Annotated in this window: 17 protein-coding genes; 5 read left to right on the top strand and 12 right to left on the bottom strand. The window is 68.2% G+C overall.

Translation table 11 applies throughout. The annotated features are described in order from the left end of the window. Nucleotides 1-14: 14 nt before the first annotated feature. The 5 genes from ABZ827_RS01995 to ABZ827_RS02015 form a co-directional block, all read right to left on the bottom strand. Entirely contained in the window at nt 15-974 is a 960-nt protein-coding gene (locus ABZ827_RS01995; RefSeq protein ID WP_357231464.1) for an SDR family NAD(P)-dependent oxidoreductase, read from the bottom strand. After that, nucleotides 971-2,239, bottom strand: coding sequence for a cyclopropane-fatty-acyl-phospholipid synthase family protein (locus ABZ827_RS02000; RefSeq protein WP_357231467.1), 1,269 nt, complete (start codon nt 2,237-2,239; stop codon nt 971-973). Before ABZ827_RS02000 ends, ABZ827_RS01995 begins: the two co-directional genes overlap by 4 nt. After that, complete coding sequence (locus tag ABZ827_RS02005) at nt 2,236-2,961, bottom strand: DUF1365 domain-containing protein (RefSeq protein WP_357231470.1); 726 nt, start codon at nt 2,959-2,961, stop codon at nt 2,236-2,238. Before ABZ827_RS02005 ends, ABZ827_RS02000 begins: the two co-directional genes overlap by 4 nt. After that, nucleotides 2,958-4,283: an FAD-dependent oxidoreductase gene (locus ABZ827_RS02010; RefSeq protein ID WP_357231473.1), complete on the bottom strand. Its 1,326-nt coding sequence runs from the start codon at nt 4,281-4,283 to the stop codon at nt 2,958-2,960. Before ABZ827_RS02010 ends, ABZ827_RS02005 begins: the two co-directional genes overlap by 4 nt. Before the next feature lie 138 nt (nt 4,284-4,421). Further along, entirely contained in the window at nt 4,422-5,264 is an 843-nt protein-coding gene (locus tag ABZ827_RS02015) for a MerR family transcriptional regulator (RefSeq protein ID WP_357231476.1), read from the bottom strand. 258 nt (nt 5,265-5,522) lie between these two features. Here ABZ827_RS02015 and ABZ827_RS02020 point away from each other — a divergent pair, with 258 nt between their 5' ends. Both ABZ827_RS02020 and ABZ827_RS02025 read left to right on the top strand, forming a co-directional pair. Then, nucleotides 5,523-6,128, top strand: coding sequence for a lipocalin family protein (locus tag ABZ827_RS02020; RefSeq protein WP_357231478.1), 606 nt, complete (start codon nt 5,523-5,525; stop codon nt 6,126-6,128). A 65-nt stretch (nt 6,129-6,193) separates the two neighbouring features. Further along, complete coding sequence (locus tag ABZ827_RS02025) at nt 6,194-6,619, top strand: nitroreductase family deazaflavin-dependent oxidoreductase (protein ID WP_357231481.1); 426 nt, start codon at nt 6,194-6,196, stop codon at nt 6,617-6,619. 3 nt (nt 6,620-6,622) lie between these two features. On the opposite strand, the gene ABZ827_RS02030 is transcribed toward ABZ827_RS02025, so the two are convergent. The 4 genes from ABZ827_RS02030 to ABZ827_RS02045 form a co-directional block, all read right to left on the bottom strand. After that, nucleotides 6,623-7,252 (bottom strand): sterol desaturase family protein, encoded by a 630-nt coding sequence (locus ABZ827_RS02030; RefSeq protein WP_357234375.1) that lies wholly within the window; start codon nt 7,250-7,252, stop codon nt 6,623-6,625. A gap of 110 nt (nt 7,253-7,362) precedes the next feature. Further along, a complete protein-coding gene (locus ABZ827_RS02035) occupies nt 7,363-8,088 on the bottom strand; it encodes a GntR family transcriptional regulator (protein WP_357231484.1) in 726 nt (241 codons plus the stop codon). Between the two features lie 68 nt (nt 8,089-8,156). After that, entirely contained in the window at nt 8,157-9,242 is a 1,086-nt protein-coding gene (locus tag ABZ827_RS02040; RefSeq protein ID WP_357231487.1) for a dihydrodipicolinate reductase, read from the bottom strand. Between the two features lie 38 nt (nt 9,243-9,280). Further along, complete coding sequence (locus ABZ827_RS02045) at nt 9,281-10,408, bottom strand: NDMA-dependent alcohol dehydrogenase (protein ID WP_357231490.1); 1,128 nt, start codon at nt 10,406-10,408, stop codon at nt 9,281-9,283. 233 nt (nt 10,409-10,641) lie between these two features. On the opposite strand from ABZ827_RS02045, the gene ABZ827_RS02050 reads away from it, so the two are divergent. Beyond that, nucleotides 10,642-11,493 carry an oxygenase MpaB family protein gene (locus ABZ827_RS02050; protein ID WP_357231493.1) on the top strand — a complete coding sequence of 284 codons (852 nt, stop codon included), beginning with the start codon at nt 10,642-10,644 and terminating at the stop codon, nt 11,491-11,493. 135 nt (nt 11,494-11,628) lie between these two features. On the opposite strand, the gene cobG is transcribed toward ABZ827_RS02050, so the two are convergent. Then, nucleotides 11,629-12,810, bottom strand: coding sequence for a precorrin-3B synthase (gene cobG / locus ABZ827_RS02055; protein WP_357231496.1), 1,182 nt, complete (start codon nt 12,808-12,810; stop codon nt 11,629-11,631). A gap of 230 nt (nt 12,811-13,040) precedes the next feature. Between cobG and cobN the strand changes: the two genes are divergently transcribed. Then, entirely contained in the window at nt 13,041-16,673 is a 3,633-nt protein-coding gene (cobN, locus tag ABZ827_RS02060) for a cobaltochelatase subunit CobN (RefSeq protein ID WP_357231499.1), read from the top strand. Between the two features lie 15 nt (nt 16,674-16,688). Here cobN and ABZ827_RS02065 read toward each other — a convergent pair whose 3' ends face one another. Then, nucleotides 16,689-17,180 carry a hypothetical protein gene (locus ABZ827_RS02065; RefSeq protein WP_357231502.1) on the bottom strand — a complete coding sequence of 164 codons (492 nt, stop codon included), beginning with the start codon at nt 17,178-17,180 and terminating at the stop codon, nt 16,689-16,691. A 200-nt stretch (nt 17,181-17,380) separates the two neighbouring features. Continuing rightward, nucleotides 17,381-18,157, bottom strand: coding sequence for a nucleotidyltransferase domain-containing protein (locus tag ABZ827_RS02070; RefSeq protein WP_357231505.1), 777 nt, complete (start codon nt 18,155-18,157; stop codon nt 17,381-17,383). Nucleotides 18,158-18,320: 163 nt separating this feature from the next. Between ABZ827_RS02070 and ABZ827_RS02075 the strand changes: the two genes are divergently transcribed. Then, nucleotides 18,321-18,713 carry a PPOX class F420-dependent oxidoreductase gene (locus tag ABZ827_RS02075; RefSeq protein ID WP_357231508.1) on the top strand — a complete coding sequence of 131 codons (393 nt, stop codon included), beginning with the start codon at nt 18,321-18,323 and terminating at the stop codon, nt 18,711-18,713. Nucleotides 18,714-18,855 lie beyond the last annotated feature (142 nt).

An 18,855-nucleotide genomic window follows, 5' to 3' on the forward strand; every position in this document is an offset into this window, starting at 1 on the left:
CGCCGGAGCGGCGGTCAGGCCGCTCGCACACCGGCCGCGCCGAGGCAGTAATGCCAGAGCGACAGGAGTTCTTCCTCGGGGTAGCGGGTATAGGGCAGATAGTGTTCCCGCCGGATACGCCGGTCGTGCCAGAAATGCCCTGATATCGGGGCCGGAGTGGTGGCCGTGAGCCAGACGGTGGTATCGGCGCCCTGTTCGGCGGTGCGCAGTGCGGGCCGTATCGCATTGCCGAAGCGGGGGAGCGCGGAGATGAGGCCCGGGGTGCGGACCCACCCGGGGTGCATGCTCTGCACGCTGATCCGCTGGTCGGCCAGTCGCTGGTCCAGCAGCGGTGTCATCGCGACCTGGATCCGTTTGCTCCGCGCGTAGGCGGTGGCGCCGCGGTACTCGCCCCGGCGATACTCCGGGTCCCCGACGGGGAGCGGCTGCGCGTACATACCGCCCGACGCGACGAAAACCACGCGGGCGTCACCGGAGCCGGCGAGCAGCGGGACGAGCCGGGCGGTGAGCCGGAGCGGGCCGAGAACATGGGTGGCCAGCGTGAGTTCGTGCCCGCGGGAATTCTCGGCGCGCTCGCCCGGAAGCACACCGGCATTGTGCACCAGGATGTCCAGGGTTCCGAAGTCGTCGCCGAGGGCGCCGGCGCAGGCGTCGATACTGTCCGGTTCCGCCACATCGCACCGCACCAGGTGGACCTCGGCGCCCGGTACGGCGTCGAGGATCTCGCGGCGGGCTCGCTCGCCGCGGCCGAGATCGCGGACCGCGAGAACGGTGGACGCCCCGAGCGCCGCGAGCCGGGCCGCCGTCGCTGCACCGATCCCCGAGCCGGCGCCGGTCACCAGAGCCGTCCGGCCGCGGAGTGCGTCCTCGGCGGGATCCTCGCGGGTCCAGCAGATTTTGCGCAGGTGGTAGCCGGCGCGGGTATAGCCGGGGACGATCGTCCGGTCGAGTAGCGCGTCGAGCGTGCGGATCATTCCTCGTCTCCTCGGGTGAGTACGAACTGTTCGACATCCAGGTATCCGCTGCGAAATCCGGCCTCGGCGTACGCGAGGTACAGCTCCCACATCCGCCGGAAAACCGGGTCCAGCCCGGGTCCGGCGGCTTGTCCGGTGTTGCGGGTGAACTGCTCCAGCCACAGCCGGAGAGTGTGCGCGTAGTGCTCGCGCATCGAGAATCCCTCGGTCAACCGGAGGTCGGTGTGGTCACCGACGGTCTCGGCGATCAGGCGCATGGAGGGCAGAAACCCGCCGGGGAAGATGTATTTCTGGATCCAGGTGTAGGTGTCGCGGGTGGCGAGCATGCGGTGATGCGGCATGGTGATCACCTGCAGAGCGGCTCTCCCGTGCGGTGCGAGGAGCCGCTGGAGGGTACGAAAGTAGATATCCAGATATGCGTATCCGACAGCTTCCAGCATTTCGACCGATACGATCGCGTCGTATTCGCCCTCTAGCTGCCGGTAATCGAGCAGATCGACCTGGACGCGATCCTCTGCTCCCGCCGTGGCGATACGTTCGCGAGCGAGACGGTGTTGTTCGGTCGACAGCGTCACCGAGCGCACCGTCGCGCCGCGTTCGGCCGCGCGGAGCGCGAGGGCGCCCCATCCGGTGCCGATCTCGAGCATTCTGGTGCCGGGCCCCACCCGCGCCGCATCGAGTATCCGGTCCATTTTGCGATGCTGGGCGCCGGCCAGATCCGGCCACCGGGGCGGCGGGGTGGTCGTGGAGAAGAGTGCGCTCGAATAGGTCAGGGTCTCGTCGAGGAACAGGGTGAAGAACGCGTTGGACAGGTCGTAATGCCGGGCGATGTTGGCGCGGGTGCCGGTCCGGGTGTTGCGTTCGGTACCGGGACGTTTCGCGACGTAGAACCGGCGGAATCGCTGCAGTGTGACCGGGACCAGATTCTCGATATCGGCCGCCAGCACTGTCAGCACGGTGGCGGGGTCCGGTGCGGACCAGTCCCCGGCCATATAGGACTCGCCGAAACCGATCAGGCCCCCCGTGCCGAGCCGGGCGGCGAAATCAGCGGGACGGTGCAACGTCATCAGCGGAGCGGCAGTGTCGTCCGGATCGCGACCGAGTACCACACCGCCCGGGTATTCGACCCGCAGTGGCAACCGGCGTACCGCCCTGCGGAAGAGGCTGTCGGCGACGGTCGCGGCGACGGCAGTCCGCAGGCCGGTCGGGACAGGGTCGACGCCGATAGCGGTCGATGGGATGTGAGTGGACAATTGGGTGGTCACCGCGACGGCTCCTCGCTCGGTGGTAGGGGGCGGGGGACGATCGGCAGGCCTCGCAGCCAGAGCCGCAGACCCTGGACCCGGATACGTACCGCGACCGCGAGCGGGGCCAGCGGCATCACGAGTGCGGCACGCAGAACGGCGCGTGTGGTCGCGGGGCGGCAGATGCCGGTGACCGACGCGGTCAAGACCGGTTCGTCGCGGCACAGAGTGATGGACAGATCCAGCCGCTCACGGGGTTCGGGCAGGCGCATCCGGTACTCGCCGTCGACAGTGTCGAACGGCGAAACATAGAACTGCTTGCCGGCGCGGGCCCGCCCGTCGCCGTCGGTGCGCAGCAGATATCGGTATCGCTCCCGATAGGTGTTGTGCACTTCGGCGACGACGCAGACCGGGGCGCCGGTGTGGTCACGGCACCAGTACAGAGTGAGCGGGTTGAAAACGAAGCCGAAGACCCGCGCGTTGGTGAGCATCAGGATCGGCCCGGTACCCAGGTCGATCCCGTGTTCGGCCAGGTACTCGTCGAGGTTCTCGCGCAGACTGCGATCGGGATCGCCGAGATGATCGGCGGCCCGGATCTGCGTGAGCGGTCGTAACCAGTGGTGCTGCGGCGGAGCGGGATCGTCGAGGTCGACCAGCCAGCTGTAACTGCGGTACCGGAAACCGTGCCGGACCGGAGTGTGGCGCCGGTGGTCGATGGTGGTGTGGACGAGCTGTGCGGTCATGACGCGGGCAGGGGTCGCAGGATGCGGTCGGGCCAGTGGGCGCCGAGCTTTTCGGCGGCGCGGAGACCGGACAGCGCGCCGTCCTCGTGGAAGCCCCAGCCGTGATAGGCGCCGGCGAATGCGATACGCCGGCAGCCGAGTTCGCCGAGACGACGCTGCGCGGCCACCGATTCCGGTGTGTACCGGGGGTGTTCGTAGACCATGCGGTCCACTACCGCGTCCGGGCCGACCCTGTCGTGGTCGCCGAGAGTGACCAGGAACCTCGGGGCAGCGGGTTCGTCAACGCGATGCAGGCGGGTGAGGTCGTAGCTCACGAGCACTCGGTCGGGCGTCGTCTCGCAACCGGGCAGGCGGTAGTTCCACGAGGCGCGGGCTCGGACGGCGCGCGGTAGCACCGAGGTGTCGGTGTGCAGCACGGCGTGGTTGATCGAATAGGGCATCGCGGCCAGCAGTCGCTCTTCGGCCGCGGTGGGTTCGGCCAGCATTCGCAACGCCTGATCGGGATGCGTGGCTATCACCGCCGCGTCGAAGGTCCGCACTTCGTCGGCCGCATCGCGGATCGCAACCCCCTCCCGGAGGCGGTGCACAGCTCGGACAGGTGTGGCGGTCAGCACCGTGGCGAGTCGATCGGCGACGGCGCGTACGTAGGCGGCCGATCCGCCGCGGACCGTGCGCCAGGTGGGCGAGTCGAAGAGAGTGAGCATGCCGTGGTGTTCCAGGAAGGTGAACAGATAGCGCGCCGGGTAGCGCAGGGCGGTCCGTGGGTCGCACGACCACACCGCGGAGACGAGTGGTGCCAGGAAGTGGCTGACGAAGTAGCCGGGGAATCGCGCCCGGCCGCAGAATTCGCCGAGGGTGAGTGCCTCGGCGGGGTCGCCGGCGAGTTCCGCGCGAGCGAGCCGGTGGAAGCGCGGTACCTCGGCGAGCAGACGCAGGTACCGGCCGCGGACCAGTGATCCGGCGCGCGGGAACAATCCGCCGATCCCGGTCGCTCCCGCGTATTCCAGACCGCACCCGTCGCAGCGAACCGACATGCTCATATCGGTGTCCTGCGTGGTGACGCCGAGGTCGGCGAAGAGCCGCAGCAGCGTGGGGTAGGTCCGGTCGTTGTGCACGATGAAGCCGGTGTCGACCCCGATCGTGTGGTCGTCGCGAACCCGGACACGGTGGGTATCGGCGTGACCGCCCAGCCGGGGGTCGGCCTCGTAGAGGGTCACCCGGGCCGAGCCGGAGAGCACCCAGGCGGCGGTGAGCCCGGCGACCCCGCTGCCCACGACCGCGATCTGTCTCCCGGTGCGATCGGGTACGTCCTGATCGATCATCGTGTTCCTCCGATCGGCGACCGGCGGCCGCCATCTGCATCGAGTATGCATCGTTTCGTGATCGATTGCGACCGGCGTCGGAAATTCGTGAATATGGGGCGGTGCCCAGCGGCCGCCGGCAGCCGGGCGGACCGGTTCTCAGCCGAGGTGTGTGAGGGCGTCCGCGAGGCTCGTCAGATGTCGTGCCCCCGGCGGCAGGATCGCGGCGTCCCATCCGGGGCCGCCGACGAAAACTCGCGCCCCGGCCTCGGCGCCGGTCCGCACACTCGAGGTCAGTGCCGTGGATTCGTGTTGCGACCAGAGCATCAGGTCGGCGGCACGGGGCAGCCGGGCGAGCGTATCGGCGAGCGCGGCCGTGGGGACATCGGCGCCGAGCATGCGGGCGCCCACACCGCGCTCGGTCAGTGCCGCGCGCAGGACCTCCAGTGGCAGCGCATGGGTTTCGCCTCCGGTGCAGGCCAGCACGATCGGCCGGGTGGGCAGCCGGTTCGGCGGCTGGGCCCGGTGGAGTGCCGCGGTGATGCACCAGGACAGGAGATGTTCGACATCGATGCAGCCTTCGCCGCTCTCCTGCCGGGCGACGATCTCGCCGAAGGCGGGGCGGCAGAGGTCATCCCAGGTGCCCACCACGCCATAGGTGTGGAGGTGGGCGTCCAATTGTGCTGTCACCGAGGGGTAGTCGAGCCGGAATGCCGCGGCCAGCAGTGTGTCGCGATCGCCGGGGGCCGCGGCGGGAGCACGCACCACCGCCGCGGCGCCGGCCGGTGTGGCGCCGTCGCGGACCAAGTCGAGCATCCGACGCAGCTGGGCGATATCGGTCTCGGTGTACAGCCGGTGGGTTCCGGGCCGATGGCCGGACGGACCGATACCGTAGCGCTGGTTCCAGCTCCGCAATGTCGCCGTGGGAATGCCGAGCCGGTCGGCGACCGCGCGGACGGTGTACCCGGCCGTGTGGTCGGTGGGGAGGGGGCCGGCGGGCATCGTCTTATTCTGCCCGGCGCGGCTCCCGGCCCCGGCGGGGGCCGCGCCTTCGGTGTTTGCTCCCGGGCCGGATCGGGAGCGCCGTGCTCATCGCGTCCCTGTTGTGAGCGCTCACCGGTTCGCCTTTGTCGCGCCGATCGGTCGCGCGCTTGGTGTCCTCGCCATCAGACCCTCCTGTATGTGGTGAAGTGTGTCCGCATCGATTATGCATCTATGCAATGATAGTAGTCACCTATCACCGATCAATGAGGAGTAACCGTGACCCTCCATCGAGCAGCTCGCCGAGTGCTCGGCCTCGTCGCCGCCCTCACCACCTTCGGTGCTCTCGCCGCGGGTGGGGCCGGTGCCGCGCCGACCGGCCCGGCCCCCGTACCGGCCCTCGATCTCGATCGCTATCTCGGCACCTGGAACCAGCTCGCCGCCGTTCCGCAACCGTTCAACCTGGAGTGCGCTCGTGATACCCGGGCCGAGTACACCCTGGATCCCCAGGGGAACGTCGGCGTCTACAACCAGTGCGCGACCTGGTCCGGCGGCCGCAACGAGATACGCGGCACCGCGAAGGTCAACGATCCCGTCACCCGGGCTCAGTTGCACGTGAGCTTCCCCGGCGTGCCGGGCCAGGACACACTCGACGGTCCGACGAACTACATCGTCACCGCACTTGCCCCCGACTACTCCTGGGCGCTCGTGACCGACCCCAGCAGGTTGTCGGGCTTCGTTCTGGCGCGTGACGTCGCGCTCGACGCCCCCACCTGGGATCAGGTCCGTGCGGCGATCACCGCGGCGGGTCAGAGCCCGTGCATGTATCTGAGCTCCCCGACCTCCGGTGGGCGGTCCGATATCGCGCCGCTGTGCCTGAACTGAAATCCGCTGCCGCCACACGCCCTGCGGAACCGGTCTCCCGGACTGGATCACTGCATAATCCGGGTATGGCAGACGACTGGAATACCCAGATCATCACCGAGTTCCGGGAGAACGAGGGCCGGGTCGGTGGACCGTTCGAGGGCGCCCCGATGCTGCTGCTGCACCATCGCGGCCGGAAAACGGGTCGCGAGGCGGTGACGCCGACGATGTACATGCCCGATGAGCAGAAGCCCGGCGACCTGATCTACGTTTTCGCCAGTAAGGCGGGAGCGCCCACGAATCCTGACTGGTACTACAACCTGGTCACCGCAGGTGCGGCGACCGTAGAGCGCGGGACAGAGACCTACCCGGTCTCCGTCTCGGAGGTGACCGGCGCCGAGCGGGACCGGATCTACGCCGAACAGGCCGGCCGGTATCCGGGCTTCGCCGAGTACGAGGAGAAAACCCGCGGTATCCGCACTATCCCGGTCCTGGCGCTGCGCCGGGCGTGATGCCTACGCCGCGTGAGGTTCGTGCAGAGCTTTCGCAGTGGCGGAGTTGGGGGTCCGCGCGGGATCGGGGTAGGTGCCGAGCAGCCGGTCCGCGGTACCCGCGGTGGTGACCGCGAACCAGTAGTGCTCGTTCTTGAAATGATGCAACCGGTGGTTGCGCCGGACCGTGCGCAATACGGCACCGCGCGGCTGGTAATCGGTGTGGACCAGGTAGTGGGTCCACTCGTAGATCAGGCCGAGCGCGCCCACGCTCGTCAGGAAGGTCAGGGCGAGGCCGGGACGCCCGAATGCCAGGAACGCGATCGCCAGTAGTGCGGGCAACAGCCACAGGAATGTCTGCCACGGGATGAAGACGAGCTGGGGGAGTCTCGGGTCGGCGTGGTGCTCGCGGTGTTTGCGTGCCAGCAGGGAATCGATCCGCCACCGGCCGAGGGTGCGCGGCCGCCAGTGCAGGACGCATACGTGGATGACCCATTCGACGAACGGGAACGCGGCCACCATCAGCGCCGGGATCAGTGCGTCGGTGATCTGCCAGTCGCCCACGAATATTCGGCCGGCCAGGGCGCCGGCCAGCAGCCCGAGGATGATCCACGGTGACGGCGCGTGCACGAAACCTCGGAGAACCTGCGGCAGTGAGAGTTGTTTGCGCCGGGCGTGCGCGTCGTCGGCCGCCAGGCGGCGGTGGGCGAGACGGTCGATCTCGGAGTTCCGGGAGCGGCGGGTGCGTAGTGATTCGGACAGGTTCACGGTGTGCTCCGCTCCAGACGGATCAGCAGATCGTCGAATTCCTCCGTGGTCGCCGACAGCAGTGCCTCGGCGCGGGTGCGGGCGGTATCGGTATCACCCGCGGTGACGGCTGCGGCGAGCGCGCGATAGTGATCGGGCTGCCCGACCTCGGTATCCATCACACCGGCCAATGCGGCCATCGCGGGTTCGTAGATGCCGCGCAACTGGTTGAACAGCAGGCGGTACACGATCGAATCGGCCGCGTCCACGAGGTGGTCCCAGAACGCGAGGGCTTCGCGTTGCCGCCCCAGCGGATCTTGTTGCCGGGCCAGCGCGTCCACCGCGGCCGTGAGTGCCGAATCGAGGTCTGCGCCACGGCGCCGGGCGGCGAGCACGGCGACCTCCCGGCCCAGCGTGGCCCGGGTTTCGAGGATGCTGCGGACGACGCCGTGATCGAGCTCGCCGCCCTGGAAGATCAGCCGCGGTAGCAGTTCCAGGCCGCCGTAGCGACGCGGATCGCGGACGGTGGTGCTGCCGCCCTGGCGGATATCCACCAGGCCGCTGCGGGCGAGCCGCTGGACGGCCTCCCGCACTGTGGGTCGCGAAACGCCGAGTGCTTCGGCGAGCTGGCGTTCCGCGGGCAGCGCCGAACCGGGCACCAGCTCGCCGGTGAGGACGTCATCGACGAGCTGATCGAAGATTTCGTCGGGCACCGAGCGCCGGGCGATCCGTTTCAAGGCCATGCGGCCGACTCTAGGCCGACTTGCGGTAAGAGGTCAAGTGGTCAGACCAGTTCATGGTGCTGTTGTCGTCAACCCTGGGTTCCCGCGCGTCGGGACGCATTCAGCAGCCGCGGATGCGCGCGACCCGTGACCATCGGCAGTTCCACCGAGGTCCGGATCCCGGGTTCGGCGGCGCATACATAGGGAATCGCGTTGACACAGTGGGCGGCCGTGGCGGCGATGCCCGGGTTCTTCCGGTCCGGTGGATCACCGGGTTCGGACTGCCAGCCCTTGATGGTGACAAAGGTGCCGGGGTCGCCCTCGATCTCGATCTCGAAGCGTTCACCCGCCGCGCCCAGATCCCACGGGGGATCGAGGTTCTGCTGACCCATCAACCAGTTCACACCGATCCGCACCACGACCTCCTCGCCGACCACCGCCTCCCAGTGGAATCGCTGAGCGGCCACCTGACCGGGGTCGATCGTCCCGATCGGTGAATCGATCGGTGCGGTCGCCACCGCCATCTCGTGCACGGTCCGTATCTCCGGCGGCACGGTGAAACCGAGAGTGTCGACGATCATCCGGACCGATTGGCGGAACCCGCCGTCGAGCAGTTTCTGCATCGGCCCCGCGGCGGCCTCCGCGGGGTCGGCGCCGAACCGCATGATGTGCCGGACCACATCGGGAGCGCCGTAGCCGCGGATATCGGAGAACTCCTCGCCTCGCACATAGGTGACCGCCGACGACATCGCCGACAGGATGAGCGGGAAGACCTCGGTGACCCCGCCGGGATCGATACCGGTGCCGTGCAGCGTCGTCCCGCCCGCATGGCAGGCCTGCTCGACCGGCTCGGCCCGGTCGCCGGTCGGGTAGAACCACCCGACCGGCGTCACCACGTTCTTACCGGAGCGCAGCAGTGCCGCGACCTCGTCCGGCTGGGGCAGGAGTGGTGCGTAGACCACGGCATCGGCCGGGATCGCGAGGATTTCGTCGATACTGTTCGTCGCCGTGACGCCGAGCGCGTCACGGCCGATGAACTCCCCGGCGTCACGTCCGTGCTTGTCCGGTGAATGCACCCAGCAGCCGGCCAGTTCGAGGTCCGGATGATCGAGGATGCATTCCAGCGCGGCCCGGCCCACCGATCCGGTGGCCCACTGGATAACCCGGTAACTCACACAAACTCCTTCTCGCAGTGCCTGTCGCGCCGCCGGGTTCAGCGGTCGGCGTCGGTGTAGCGGATGATTCCGCGAATATTGCGACCGGCGAGCATGTCCTGATAGCCGTCGTTGATCTCCTCGAGCCGGTACTGCCGGGTGACCATATCGTCGAGGTTCAGCTTGCCGACCTGGTACATCGACAACAGATGCGGGATGTCGTAGTGCGGGTTGCCGCCGCCGAAAATGGTGCCCTGCAGGTTCTTCTGCAATAGCGACAGCATGGACAGGTTCAGTGTCGTCTGGTTGTGGGTCAGGTTGCCCATGGCGGTGAGTACGCAGGTGCCGGCCTTGGCGGTGATGCCCATCCAGCTGTCGACGTCCTCGCCGTGGACTTCACCTACGGTGACGATCACCTTCTTGGCCATACCGCCCCAGGTGATCTCCGCGCAGGCGGCCGTGGCCTCCTCGATGGTCGCGTAGGCGTGGGTCGCGCCGAACTTCAACGCCTGCTCGCGTTTCCACGGCACCGGGTCCACCGCGAAGATGTAGCGGGCGCCGGCGTGGACGGCGCCCTGCAGGGCCGAGATGCCGACCCCGCCCAGGCCGATGATCGCGACATCCTCCCCGGGCCGGATATCCGCGGTGCGCACCGCGGACCCGTATCCGGTGGTGACACCGCAACCGACGAGGCAGGCGACCTCGAACGGGATCGACGGATCGATCTTCACCACCGAACTCTCGTGCACCACCATGTACGGGGAGAAGGTGCCCAGCAGTGCCATCGGGTAGACGTCTTGTCCGCGGGCCTGGATGCGGAACGAGCCGTCGGTCACCGAAGTGCCGGCCAGCAGTAGTGCGCCCAGATCGCAGAGGTTGCGCAAACCGGCCTGACACGAGGGGCACTTCCCGCAGGACGGGATGAACGACAGCACCACATGATCACCCACGGCGAGATCCTCGACGGCCTCACCGACCTCGATGACCTTGCCCGCACCCTCGTGACCGCCGAGTACCGGGAATCCCATCATCGGGATGCCGCCGGTGACCAGATGGTGGTCGGAATGGCACATACCCGCCGCTTCCAGTGCCACCTTGACCTCGTGTTTGCGCGGATCGCCGATTTCGATCTCCTCGATCTGCCACGGCTGGTTGAATTCCCAGATGAGAGCGCCTTTGGTCTTCATCGCGTACTCGCTTTCCTCAGCCCGCCCCGGGTCCGTCGTATTGCCGGGTGGCGGGTCAGATCTCGCATGAACATCTGTATGGACATCAGTCCGGACAACGATACGACAGTCTGGTCGCGGCGTGCGGCCGATCCAACGGGAGGGCGTTATTCCGCACCCGATCGGACGAGAGAGTGAGACGGTGAACTAGCATTCGTCTCAAGTTTTCACTCTGCAGACAAGGAGATCGGATCGTGGGCGCTCCGCATACCGCCGTCACATCCACCCCGGTAGGCGCGCCGATCGGACCCGGCTCGCTGACCTGGAAATATGCGGGTGATTTCCGGAACATGCTGTTCCTCGGCCGGACCGGGATCCTGCAGAACATGCATCCCGCCGTCGGGGCCGCCCTCCAGGACCATTCGAACTTCTTCGCCGATCCCTGGGATCGCCTGATCCGTTCGCTCCCGCAGATTCAGGGCATGATCTACGACGCCGACTCCGAAGCCCAGGCCGGCCGGGTGCGGGACTATCACCGCCCGCTGAAGGGCACCGACTCCCGCGGCGAGCGCTACCACGCGCTGAACCCGGATGTGTACTGGTGGACCCACGCCACCTTCGTCGAACTCACCATCGCCATCAATGAGCATTTCGGCACCCCGCTCACCGGCGCGGAGAAAGATCAGTTGATCGCCGAAGGGGTCACCTGGTGGCGGATGTACGGACTGTCCGACCGGGTTCTGGTATCGAATTACGCCGAGTTCGAGGAGTACTGGAACCGCACCATCGACGAAGTCCTGGAAGCCAACGCGACCACCGATTTCGCGCTGCGGCTCGGCAGCGTCCGGATCCCGGCGATGCCCGGTATCCCGGAGCCGGTGTGGTCGGTGATCTGGCGGCCGGTCATGGCCTTCAATGTGTGGCTGGCCAACGCACTCATGCCCGAACGCGCCCGGGAGATCCTCGACCTGCGCTGGACTCCGCTCGACCAGAAGCTGTTCGGGATCTTCGCGACTACGGTTCGGACTGTATGGCCGCTGCTCCCGGAGCGATTGCGCTATGCGCCGCGCGCCTATGCGGGTATCAAGCGGGTGCGCACGACCTGACCGTCAGGCCGGCCGCCGATTGCCCTGTTTATGGGGTAGCCGGGGGAAGCCGCGGGTTACACCGGTCTGAGGTGTCTGTAGGGACCGCAGCGGGCGGGCCCGGCTGGAACGTCCCGTCGGTGCGTGTGCGCCGATTCATTTGCCGGGTACGGCGACCCGGTAACCGTCCGGTGTGGCCGTAACGTCGGTTACCTGGCCGGTCGGTCGTCCGCAGCGCCGGTCGCAACCCGACCAGTGCTGACGACCGCCGGTGACGACCTTCTCCGGGGGGATGACTCCGGCCGCGGGAGAGCCGGGCGCGGTGGTACGGCCCGATTCGACTGCGGCCGACGCGTCCGCGCGGACGTCGGTATGAGATTTGGCACAGCCCGGTTGTCCCGCGCAGGCGGTGATCCTCAACCACGGTGAGGACGAGTCGAAGATGAGGCCCATCGGTGCCAGTACCCGGACCACCTGCTCGGCCGGCCATTCGTCGAGATCGGTGACGACCAGGCCGCGCCACGGCGTGATCAGGACCGGGCGGTCGATCGCGGCGAGGAACTCGGCGGTCCGGGCGGGCAGCGAGCCCAGGCGGACGCCGGCACCGAGCGCGACCAGCCCGTCGTCCTGCGGAAGCCAGCCGATCGGCGGGTCGACCGTATCGGCGATCTCCAGGCGTTCGGTGCCGGGGGAGTGGCCCAGGAGCTCGGTCAGGCGTTCGACACCGTCCTCGACCTCGTACAACCGCCACTGACCGGTGCCGAGCTCGAGGAAACCGTGGGCGGCGGCCACCAGCGCGTCCACCGCGTCGGCGGCCGGTATCCGGACCCCGCTGTCCCGGCCCGCGAGCAACAGCGCGAACCGATCGTCGTCCAGTGCGTGGACCCCGATATCCGGGCGGAGGCCGCTCACATCGCCCCGGCCGTCGTCGACCGTGAACAGTACCCGCCCCGGGAGGCCGGCCAGTCTCGGCGAGTCCAGGAGGCGGGCATCGAGCGCGGACACCAGGGGGCGGATATCGGGGTGGGGGCCGATGCGTCCGGTCAGCGGGGACGCGATGATATTGCGGACGCGCTCATGGGTCCGGCTCGGTAGCAGTCCGGCCGCACCGAGGAGATCGGCCAGCGCGGCGGCATCGCGTACCTGCCGCAATTGCATATTGCCCCGTGAGGTCAGCTCGATATTTCCGTCGCCCAGCCGGTGCGCGGCCTCTGCCAGCGACTGCATCTGCTCAGGGGCGAGGCGCCCACCGGGTATCCGGACCCGGGCCAGCGGTCCGTCGGCGGCTTCGTGGAGCCGCAGGACGCCGGGGCAGGAATCGGCTTTCGTACGTGGCATGACATGACCAGAGTACGGGGACCAGCCGACCGGTAATTCCCAGGTCGGCTGATGGGTTTCGTCAGGTGTGGTGGCGGCCCGTCGCCGGCGCCGCGATACCATGCGAGCGCTCGACGGGTGACGAGGAAACCGGTGGAACTCCGGTGCGGTCGCGCCACTGACACAGCCAGACCCTCTCCGGCGAGCACCGAGAACCCCGACGGGCGCGTCACCCCAGGAAGGTCACCCTTGTGATTCTGTTGCTGTCCACCTCCGACACCGATCTGCTGAGCGCGCGCGCTTCCGGCGCCGACTACCGGTGGGGCAACCCGGCCCGGCTGCTGGTCGAGGATCTGCCCGCCCTGCTCGACGGCGCGGAGTTGGTGATCGTGCGGATCCTCGGCGGGAAACGGGCCTGGGAGGACGGTCTCGCGGCAGTGCGCGACAGCGGGGTGCCCGTGGTGGCTGTCGGCGGGGAGATGGCACCCGACGCCGAACTGATGGAATGTTCGACGGTGCCGGTCGGGGTGGCATCGGACGCGCACAACTATCTGGCGGCCGGTGGCCCGGCGAATCTCCGGCAGCTGCACAACTTCCTGTCCGATACGGTGCTGCTGACCGGTCACGGGTTCGAACCCCCGGTGCAATTGCCCAACTGGGGCCGGCTCGACCGGGACTCCCGGTATCCGGATCCGGTGGCCGGGAAGCCGACTGTCGGTGTCGTCTACTACCGGGCACAACATCTGGCGGGCAACACCGGCTATATCGACGCTCTGTGCACCGCGATCGAGGAGGCCGGCGCGGTACCGCTGCCGGTCTACTGTGCCTCGTTGCGTACGGCGGAAACGGAACTGCTCGACACCCTGCGGCAGGCCGACGCGCTGGTCGTCACCGTTCTGGCCGCGGGCGGCAGTAAACCGGCCACGGCGTCGGCGGGTGGCGACGACGAAGCCTGGGATATCGGTGCTCTCGCCGAACTCGACGTACCGATACTGCAGGGGCTGTGCCTGACCGGCGGTCGTGCCCAGTGGGAGGCCAACGACGACGGACTGTCCCCGCTGGATGTGGCGACCCAGGTCGCGGTGCCCGAATTCGACGGGCGGATCATCACGGTGCCGTTCTCCTTCAAGGAATTCGACGCCGACGGCCTGTCGACCTATGTTCCCGACCCGGAGCGTGCCGCGCGGGTCGCCGGGATCGCGGTCCGGCACGCACGGCTGCGCTATATCCCCGCAGACCGGAAACGGCTGGCCCTCATGTTGTCGGCGTATCCGACCAAACATGCCCGCATCGGTAACGCCGTCGGCCTGGATACCCCGGCGAGTGCCATCGCGCTGCTCGGCGAACTCCGTGCCGCCGGATACGATCTCGGCGCTCCCGGCGCTGTGCCGGGTCTCGATGAAGGCGACGGTGACGCGCTGATGCACGCGCTGATCGCCGCCGGCGGTCAGGATCCCGATTGGCTGACGGCCGAACAGCTGGAGGGCAACCCCATCCGGATCGGTGCCGATGTCTACACGGCATGGTTCGAGACGCTGCCCGCGGATTTGCGGGAGGCCGTGGTCGGGGCATGGGGGCCGCCTCCGGGTGAACTGTACGTGGACCGGTCGGCCGATGCGCGCGGCGAAATCGTCATCGCGGCACTGTGTTTCGGCAATATCGTGCTGATGGTGCAGCCGCCGCGCGGATTCGGGGAGAATCCGGTCGCCATCTATCACGACCCCGACCTTCCGCCCAGCCACCACTATCTGGCCGCCTACCGCTGGCTCGCCACCGAGACCGAATCGGGCGGTTTCGGCGCCGACGCGATGGTGCACCTCGGCAAACACGGGAATCTGGAGTGGCTGCCGGGTAAGACACTCGGTATGTCGGCCGCCTGCGGTACCGACGCGGCCCTGGGTGACCTGCCGCTGATCTACCCCTTCCTGGTGAACGATCCGGGTGAGGGCACCCAGGCAAAACGGCGGGCCCACGCGACGCTGGTGGACCATCTGATCCCGCCGATGGCCCGGGCGGAGAGCTACGGCGATATCTCCCGGCTCGAACAACTGCTGGACGAGCACGCCAATATCTCGGCACTCGACCCGGCGAAACTGCCCGCGATCCGCCAGCAGATCTGGACCTTGATGCGCGCGGCGAAAATGGACCATGACCTGGGCCTGGCCGAACGCCCGGACGAAGAGTCGTTCGACGATATGCTGCTGCACGTCGACGGCTGGCTGTGCGAGATCAAGGATGTGCAGATCCGCGACGGCCTGCATATCCTGGGCCGCGCACCGGCGGGGACGAGCGAAGTGGATCTGGTTCTCGCCATGCTGCGGGCCCGGCAGCTGTGGGGCGGCGAGATGTCGGTGCCCGGGTTGCGGGAAGCGCTGGGTCTCAGTGAATCCGGTAGTGAAGTCCGCGAACGGGTCGATGCCGTGGAGGCGCGCGCCCGGGAACTGCTGGTGGCCCTGCAGGCCGCGGACTGGGCACCGGCCGCGGTGGACGGACTCGTCGAACGGTTCGCCGGCGACCTGTTCGGCGACGCGGGCGGCGACCGGGATGCTGTGGCCGCCGTGCTGCGGTTCGCCGCGAAGGAGGTGGTGCCGCGGCTACGCGGCACCGCCGTCGAGATCGATCGCGTACTGCACGCCCTCAACGGTGGTTTCATCCCGGCCGGGCCCAGCGGTTCGCCGCTGCGCGGGCTGATCAATGTGCTGCCCACCGGCCGCAACTTCTATTCGGTGGACCCGAAGGCGGTGCCGTCGCGGCTGGCCTGGGAAACCGGGCGGGCCATGGCCGATTCGCTGCTGGAGCGCTATCTGGCCGATCACGGTGAATATCCGCGCTCGGTGGGTCTGTCGGTGTGGGGGACCTCCGCGATGCGCACGTCCGGCGACGATATCGCCGAGGTCCTGGCCCTGCTCGGGGTGCGCCCGATATGGGACGAGGCGAGCCGCCGCGTCACCTCGCTCGAGGTGATCGACCTCGCCGAACTGGGCCGCCCGCGTATCGATGTCACGGTCCGGATCAGCGGTTTCTTCCGCGATGCCTTCCCGCATGTGCTGGCCCTGCTGGACGACGCCGTCCGCCTGGTCGCCGCGCTCGACGAACCGGCCGATTCGAATTATGTTCGCGCCCACACTGTTTCGGCGCTCGACGAGCACGGTGACGAACGCCGGGCCACCACCCGCATCTTCGGATCGAAACCCGGCACCTACGGGGCGGGCCTGCTCCAGCTGATCGATTCCAAGAGCTGGCGCACCGACGACGACCTCGCGCAGGTCTACACAACCTGGGGTGGTTACGCCTACGGCCGCGATCTCGACGGCGCACCCGCGGCCGACGATATGCGCACGGCCTACCGCCGGATCGCGGTGGCCGCGAAGAACACCGATACCCGCGAACACGATATCGCCGACTCCGACGACTATTTCCAGTACCACGGTGGGATGGTCGCCACGGTGCGGGCGCTGACCGGTAAGAACCCGGAGGCCTACATCGGTGACAGCACCCGTCCGGATTCGGTGCGCACCCGGACACTGTCGGAAGAGACGACCCGGGTTTTCCGCGCCCGGGTGGTGAATCCCCGCTGGCTCGAGGCCATGCGACGCCACGGCTACAAGGGCGCCTTCGAGATGGCGGCCACGGTGGATTATCTGTTCGGCTACGACGCCACCACCGATGTGATCGCCGACTGGATGTACGAGAAGCTGGCCGAGAGCTATGTCTTCGACGAGACGAACCGCAAGTTCATGGAGCAGTCCAACCCGTGGGCCCTGCACGGTATCGCCGAACGCCTCCTGGAAGCCGCCGAGCGGCAGATGTGGGCGCAGCCGGAACGGGAAACCCTGGACCGGCTACGCCAGGTGTACCTCGAGGCCGAGGGCGAACTGGAGTAACCGGGCCGGCCCTCGTCAGACGGTCCAGGCGCCCTGGACGAAGGCGTCGTCGGTGGCGAAGACGATTTCCTCCGGCACCTGCTGGTCGGTCACCCCGAAGGCCACCAGCCCGCGCCGCGGTTGCCCCGGCTCGATGAAACCGCCGGGGTATTCACCGGGCACATCGGTCAGCGGGTAGACCGTATCGCCGTTCTTCGTCACCATGCGGAGATCCAGGGTCGGCAGGAAGTAGGGCATACCCGCCGTCTGCTCGGCGCTCACCTCGTAGACCAGCACCGACTGACCCTCCGCGCGCGGCGCGACAGCAGCGTCGGCCGGCCGGAGCGTTATCGCCATATCGCCGCCGGTGCGAATCGGGAAGGTGGTGCCCAGCGGTCCGGAGGCGGCCGGTTCGGCGAGGGCCGCGGCGGGTGGTCCCGGTTCCACCGGGGTGGGTTCGGCGAATGCCGGTGCGGCGAAGACGAGGGGCAGGACAACCGCGGCAGCGGTCACAACGGTCTTTTTCATCCTCATCCTTTTTCCTGGGTCTCGTATCATTCGGCGCCGCGTTCTGCACCGTTACACACGGGCGGGGCGCCGGAACGGGCCGAGTCGCACTCGGCCCTCCGCGAGCCTAGAGGCGATACGGTGCCGTACCCAACCCGCGAGATCATTGGTACCGAACCTGTAATACTCGATCTTGCCGAGACCGTACCGTGACTCAGCCGTCAAGATCGAGCGACGCCGGTCTCGCGCGCATCGGCGGCCTCGAACAATTGCCGGGCCGCATCGATCTGCCCGGTGAGCGCGGCGGGTTCGGAGGACAACCGGGTGATCACCGTATCGATCTCGCGCAGGCCGGCACGTTCCAGCAGGCGTTTCTCATTGGTCACCCATTCCCCGCGGGCAGCCAGGATCGCGTGCGCGGTCTGCATCGCCGCGGTGGCGAGGGCGCCGGCGGTTTCGGTGACCCGCCCGCGCGGTGCGTGGGCAGACCGCGCGTACCGCAGGGTGAGATCGGCCTGGCGCCGCCAGATCGGCGGTGCGGCCTCCCGCATGGCCGCCGGGAACTCGGGACGCGGCAATTCCCCGCGTAGCACCCGGGACACCGCGAGCTCGCCCACCACCAGGTAGGCCGGTATCCCGGCGAGATGGAACGCGAGTGGTTCCCAGCGAAACCGTCCCTGTTCGGCCTCGGTGAGTTCGTGTTCGATCACCGTGAGATCGCGGTAGTGCACGTCGACGGCGCGGCCCTCGATTGTCAGCCAGGCGCCGCCGTTGAACACCCCGCCCCAGGCACCGAGTTCGGTGACTTCACCCTTCCAGCCGACCGCACGCAAGGTCGCCGGGTCGAACCGGTCGCGATAGTAGAGGGCGAAATCCCAGTCGCTGTCCGGGCCGTGGGTGCCCTGGGCCCGGGATCCACCGAGCGTGACGGCGACGACGCCGGGGAGAGCAGCCAGTCGGCCGGCGATACGGGCCACGAAATCTTCGTCGGTATTCACGGCGTCCTTCCTGCTGCGGCGCCGGGTATCGGTCCACGCCGGCCCGGCGGTGCCGGTTTCGCCGGACACCGTATCGGTGTTGTGCGACGCGCGCAGCCGAGTTTCGAGCCCGCCGGTACCGGCGGACCGTGACGTGAACCGGTTCCGGATCTACCGTGGAGGAATGAGCTGGGACCAGCTGGCGCATGCCAAGTATGTTCTGCTGACTACCTACAAGAAGGACGGTTCACCCGTCGGCACCCCGGTGTGGGTGGCCCCGGAGGGGGAACGGCTCCTGGTTTGGACCAATGCGACGTCCTGGAAGGTCAAGCGTATCCGGCGCCGGCCCGAGGTGACGGTGCAGGTCTCGGACAACCGGGGCCGCCCGGTCGGTGAAGAGGTGTATTCAGGTGCCGCCGAGATTCTGGACCCGGCCGGCACCGAACGGACGCGGGATATCGTCGCCCGTAAGTACGGGATACTCGGCACACTGGCGATTCGGGGGCATAAGTTGCTGCGCGGCGCCGGAGGGTCGGTAGGTATCGCGATCACCGAGCGGCCCGGCTCAGCGGGCTGAGCGTACCCGCGCCGGATGCAGACCACGGAGATCGTGTTCGATCAGTTGCGCCGGGTGCACAGTATCCGCTCATCGGCGTCGCCCAGCCGGCTTCATTGTTCCGGCGGGCGTCACGAGGCGGCCGCATCTTCGACGGTCGGAT

Origin of the sequence: Nocardia sp. NPDC019395, from assembly GCF_040632335.1 — a bacterium.
GTDB lineage: Bacteria > Actinomycetota > Actinomycetes > Mycobacteriales > Mycobacteriaceae > Nocardia.

Coding starts and splice junctions, on each gene's coding strand:
- ABZ827_RS02010 (WP_357231473.1), bottom strand. CDS start 4,283: ATGATCGATCAGGACGTACCCGATCGCACCGGGAGACAGATCGCGGTC.
- cobG (WP_357231496.1), bottom strand. CDS start 12,810: ATGCCACGTACGAAAGCCGATTCCTGCCCCGGCGTCCTGCGGCTCCAC.
- ABZ827_RS01995 (WP_357231464.1), bottom strand. CDS start 974: ATGATCCGCACGCTCGACGCGCTACTCGACCGGACGATCGTCCCCGGC.
- ABZ827_RS02005 (WP_357231470.1), bottom strand. CDS start 2,961: ATGACCGCACAGCTCGTCCACACCACCATCGACCACCGGCGCCACACT.
- ABZ827_RS02045 (WP_357231490.1), bottom strand. CDS start 10,408: ATGAAGACCAAAGGCGCTCTCATCTGGGAATTCAACCAGCCGTGGCAG.
- ABZ827_RS02015 (WP_357231476.1), bottom strand. CDS start 5,264: ATGCCCGCCGGCCCCCTCCCCACCGACCACACGGCCGGGTACACCGTC.
- ABZ827_RS02035 (WP_357231484.1), bottom strand. CDS start 8,088: ATGGCCTTGAAACGGATCGCCCGGCGCTCGGTGCCCGACGAAATCTTC.
- ABZ827_RS02065 (WP_357231502.1), bottom strand. CDS start 17,180: ATGAAAAAGACCGTTGTGACCGCTGCCGCGGTTGTCCTGCCCCTCGTC.
- ABZ827_RS02075 (WP_357231508.1), top strand. CDS start 18,321: ATGAGCTGGGACCAGCTGGCGCATGCCAAGTATGTTCTGCTGACTACC.
- ABZ827_RS02025 (WP_357231481.1), top strand. CDS start 6,194: ATGGCAGACGACTGGAATACCCAGATCATCACCGAGTTCCGGGAGAAC.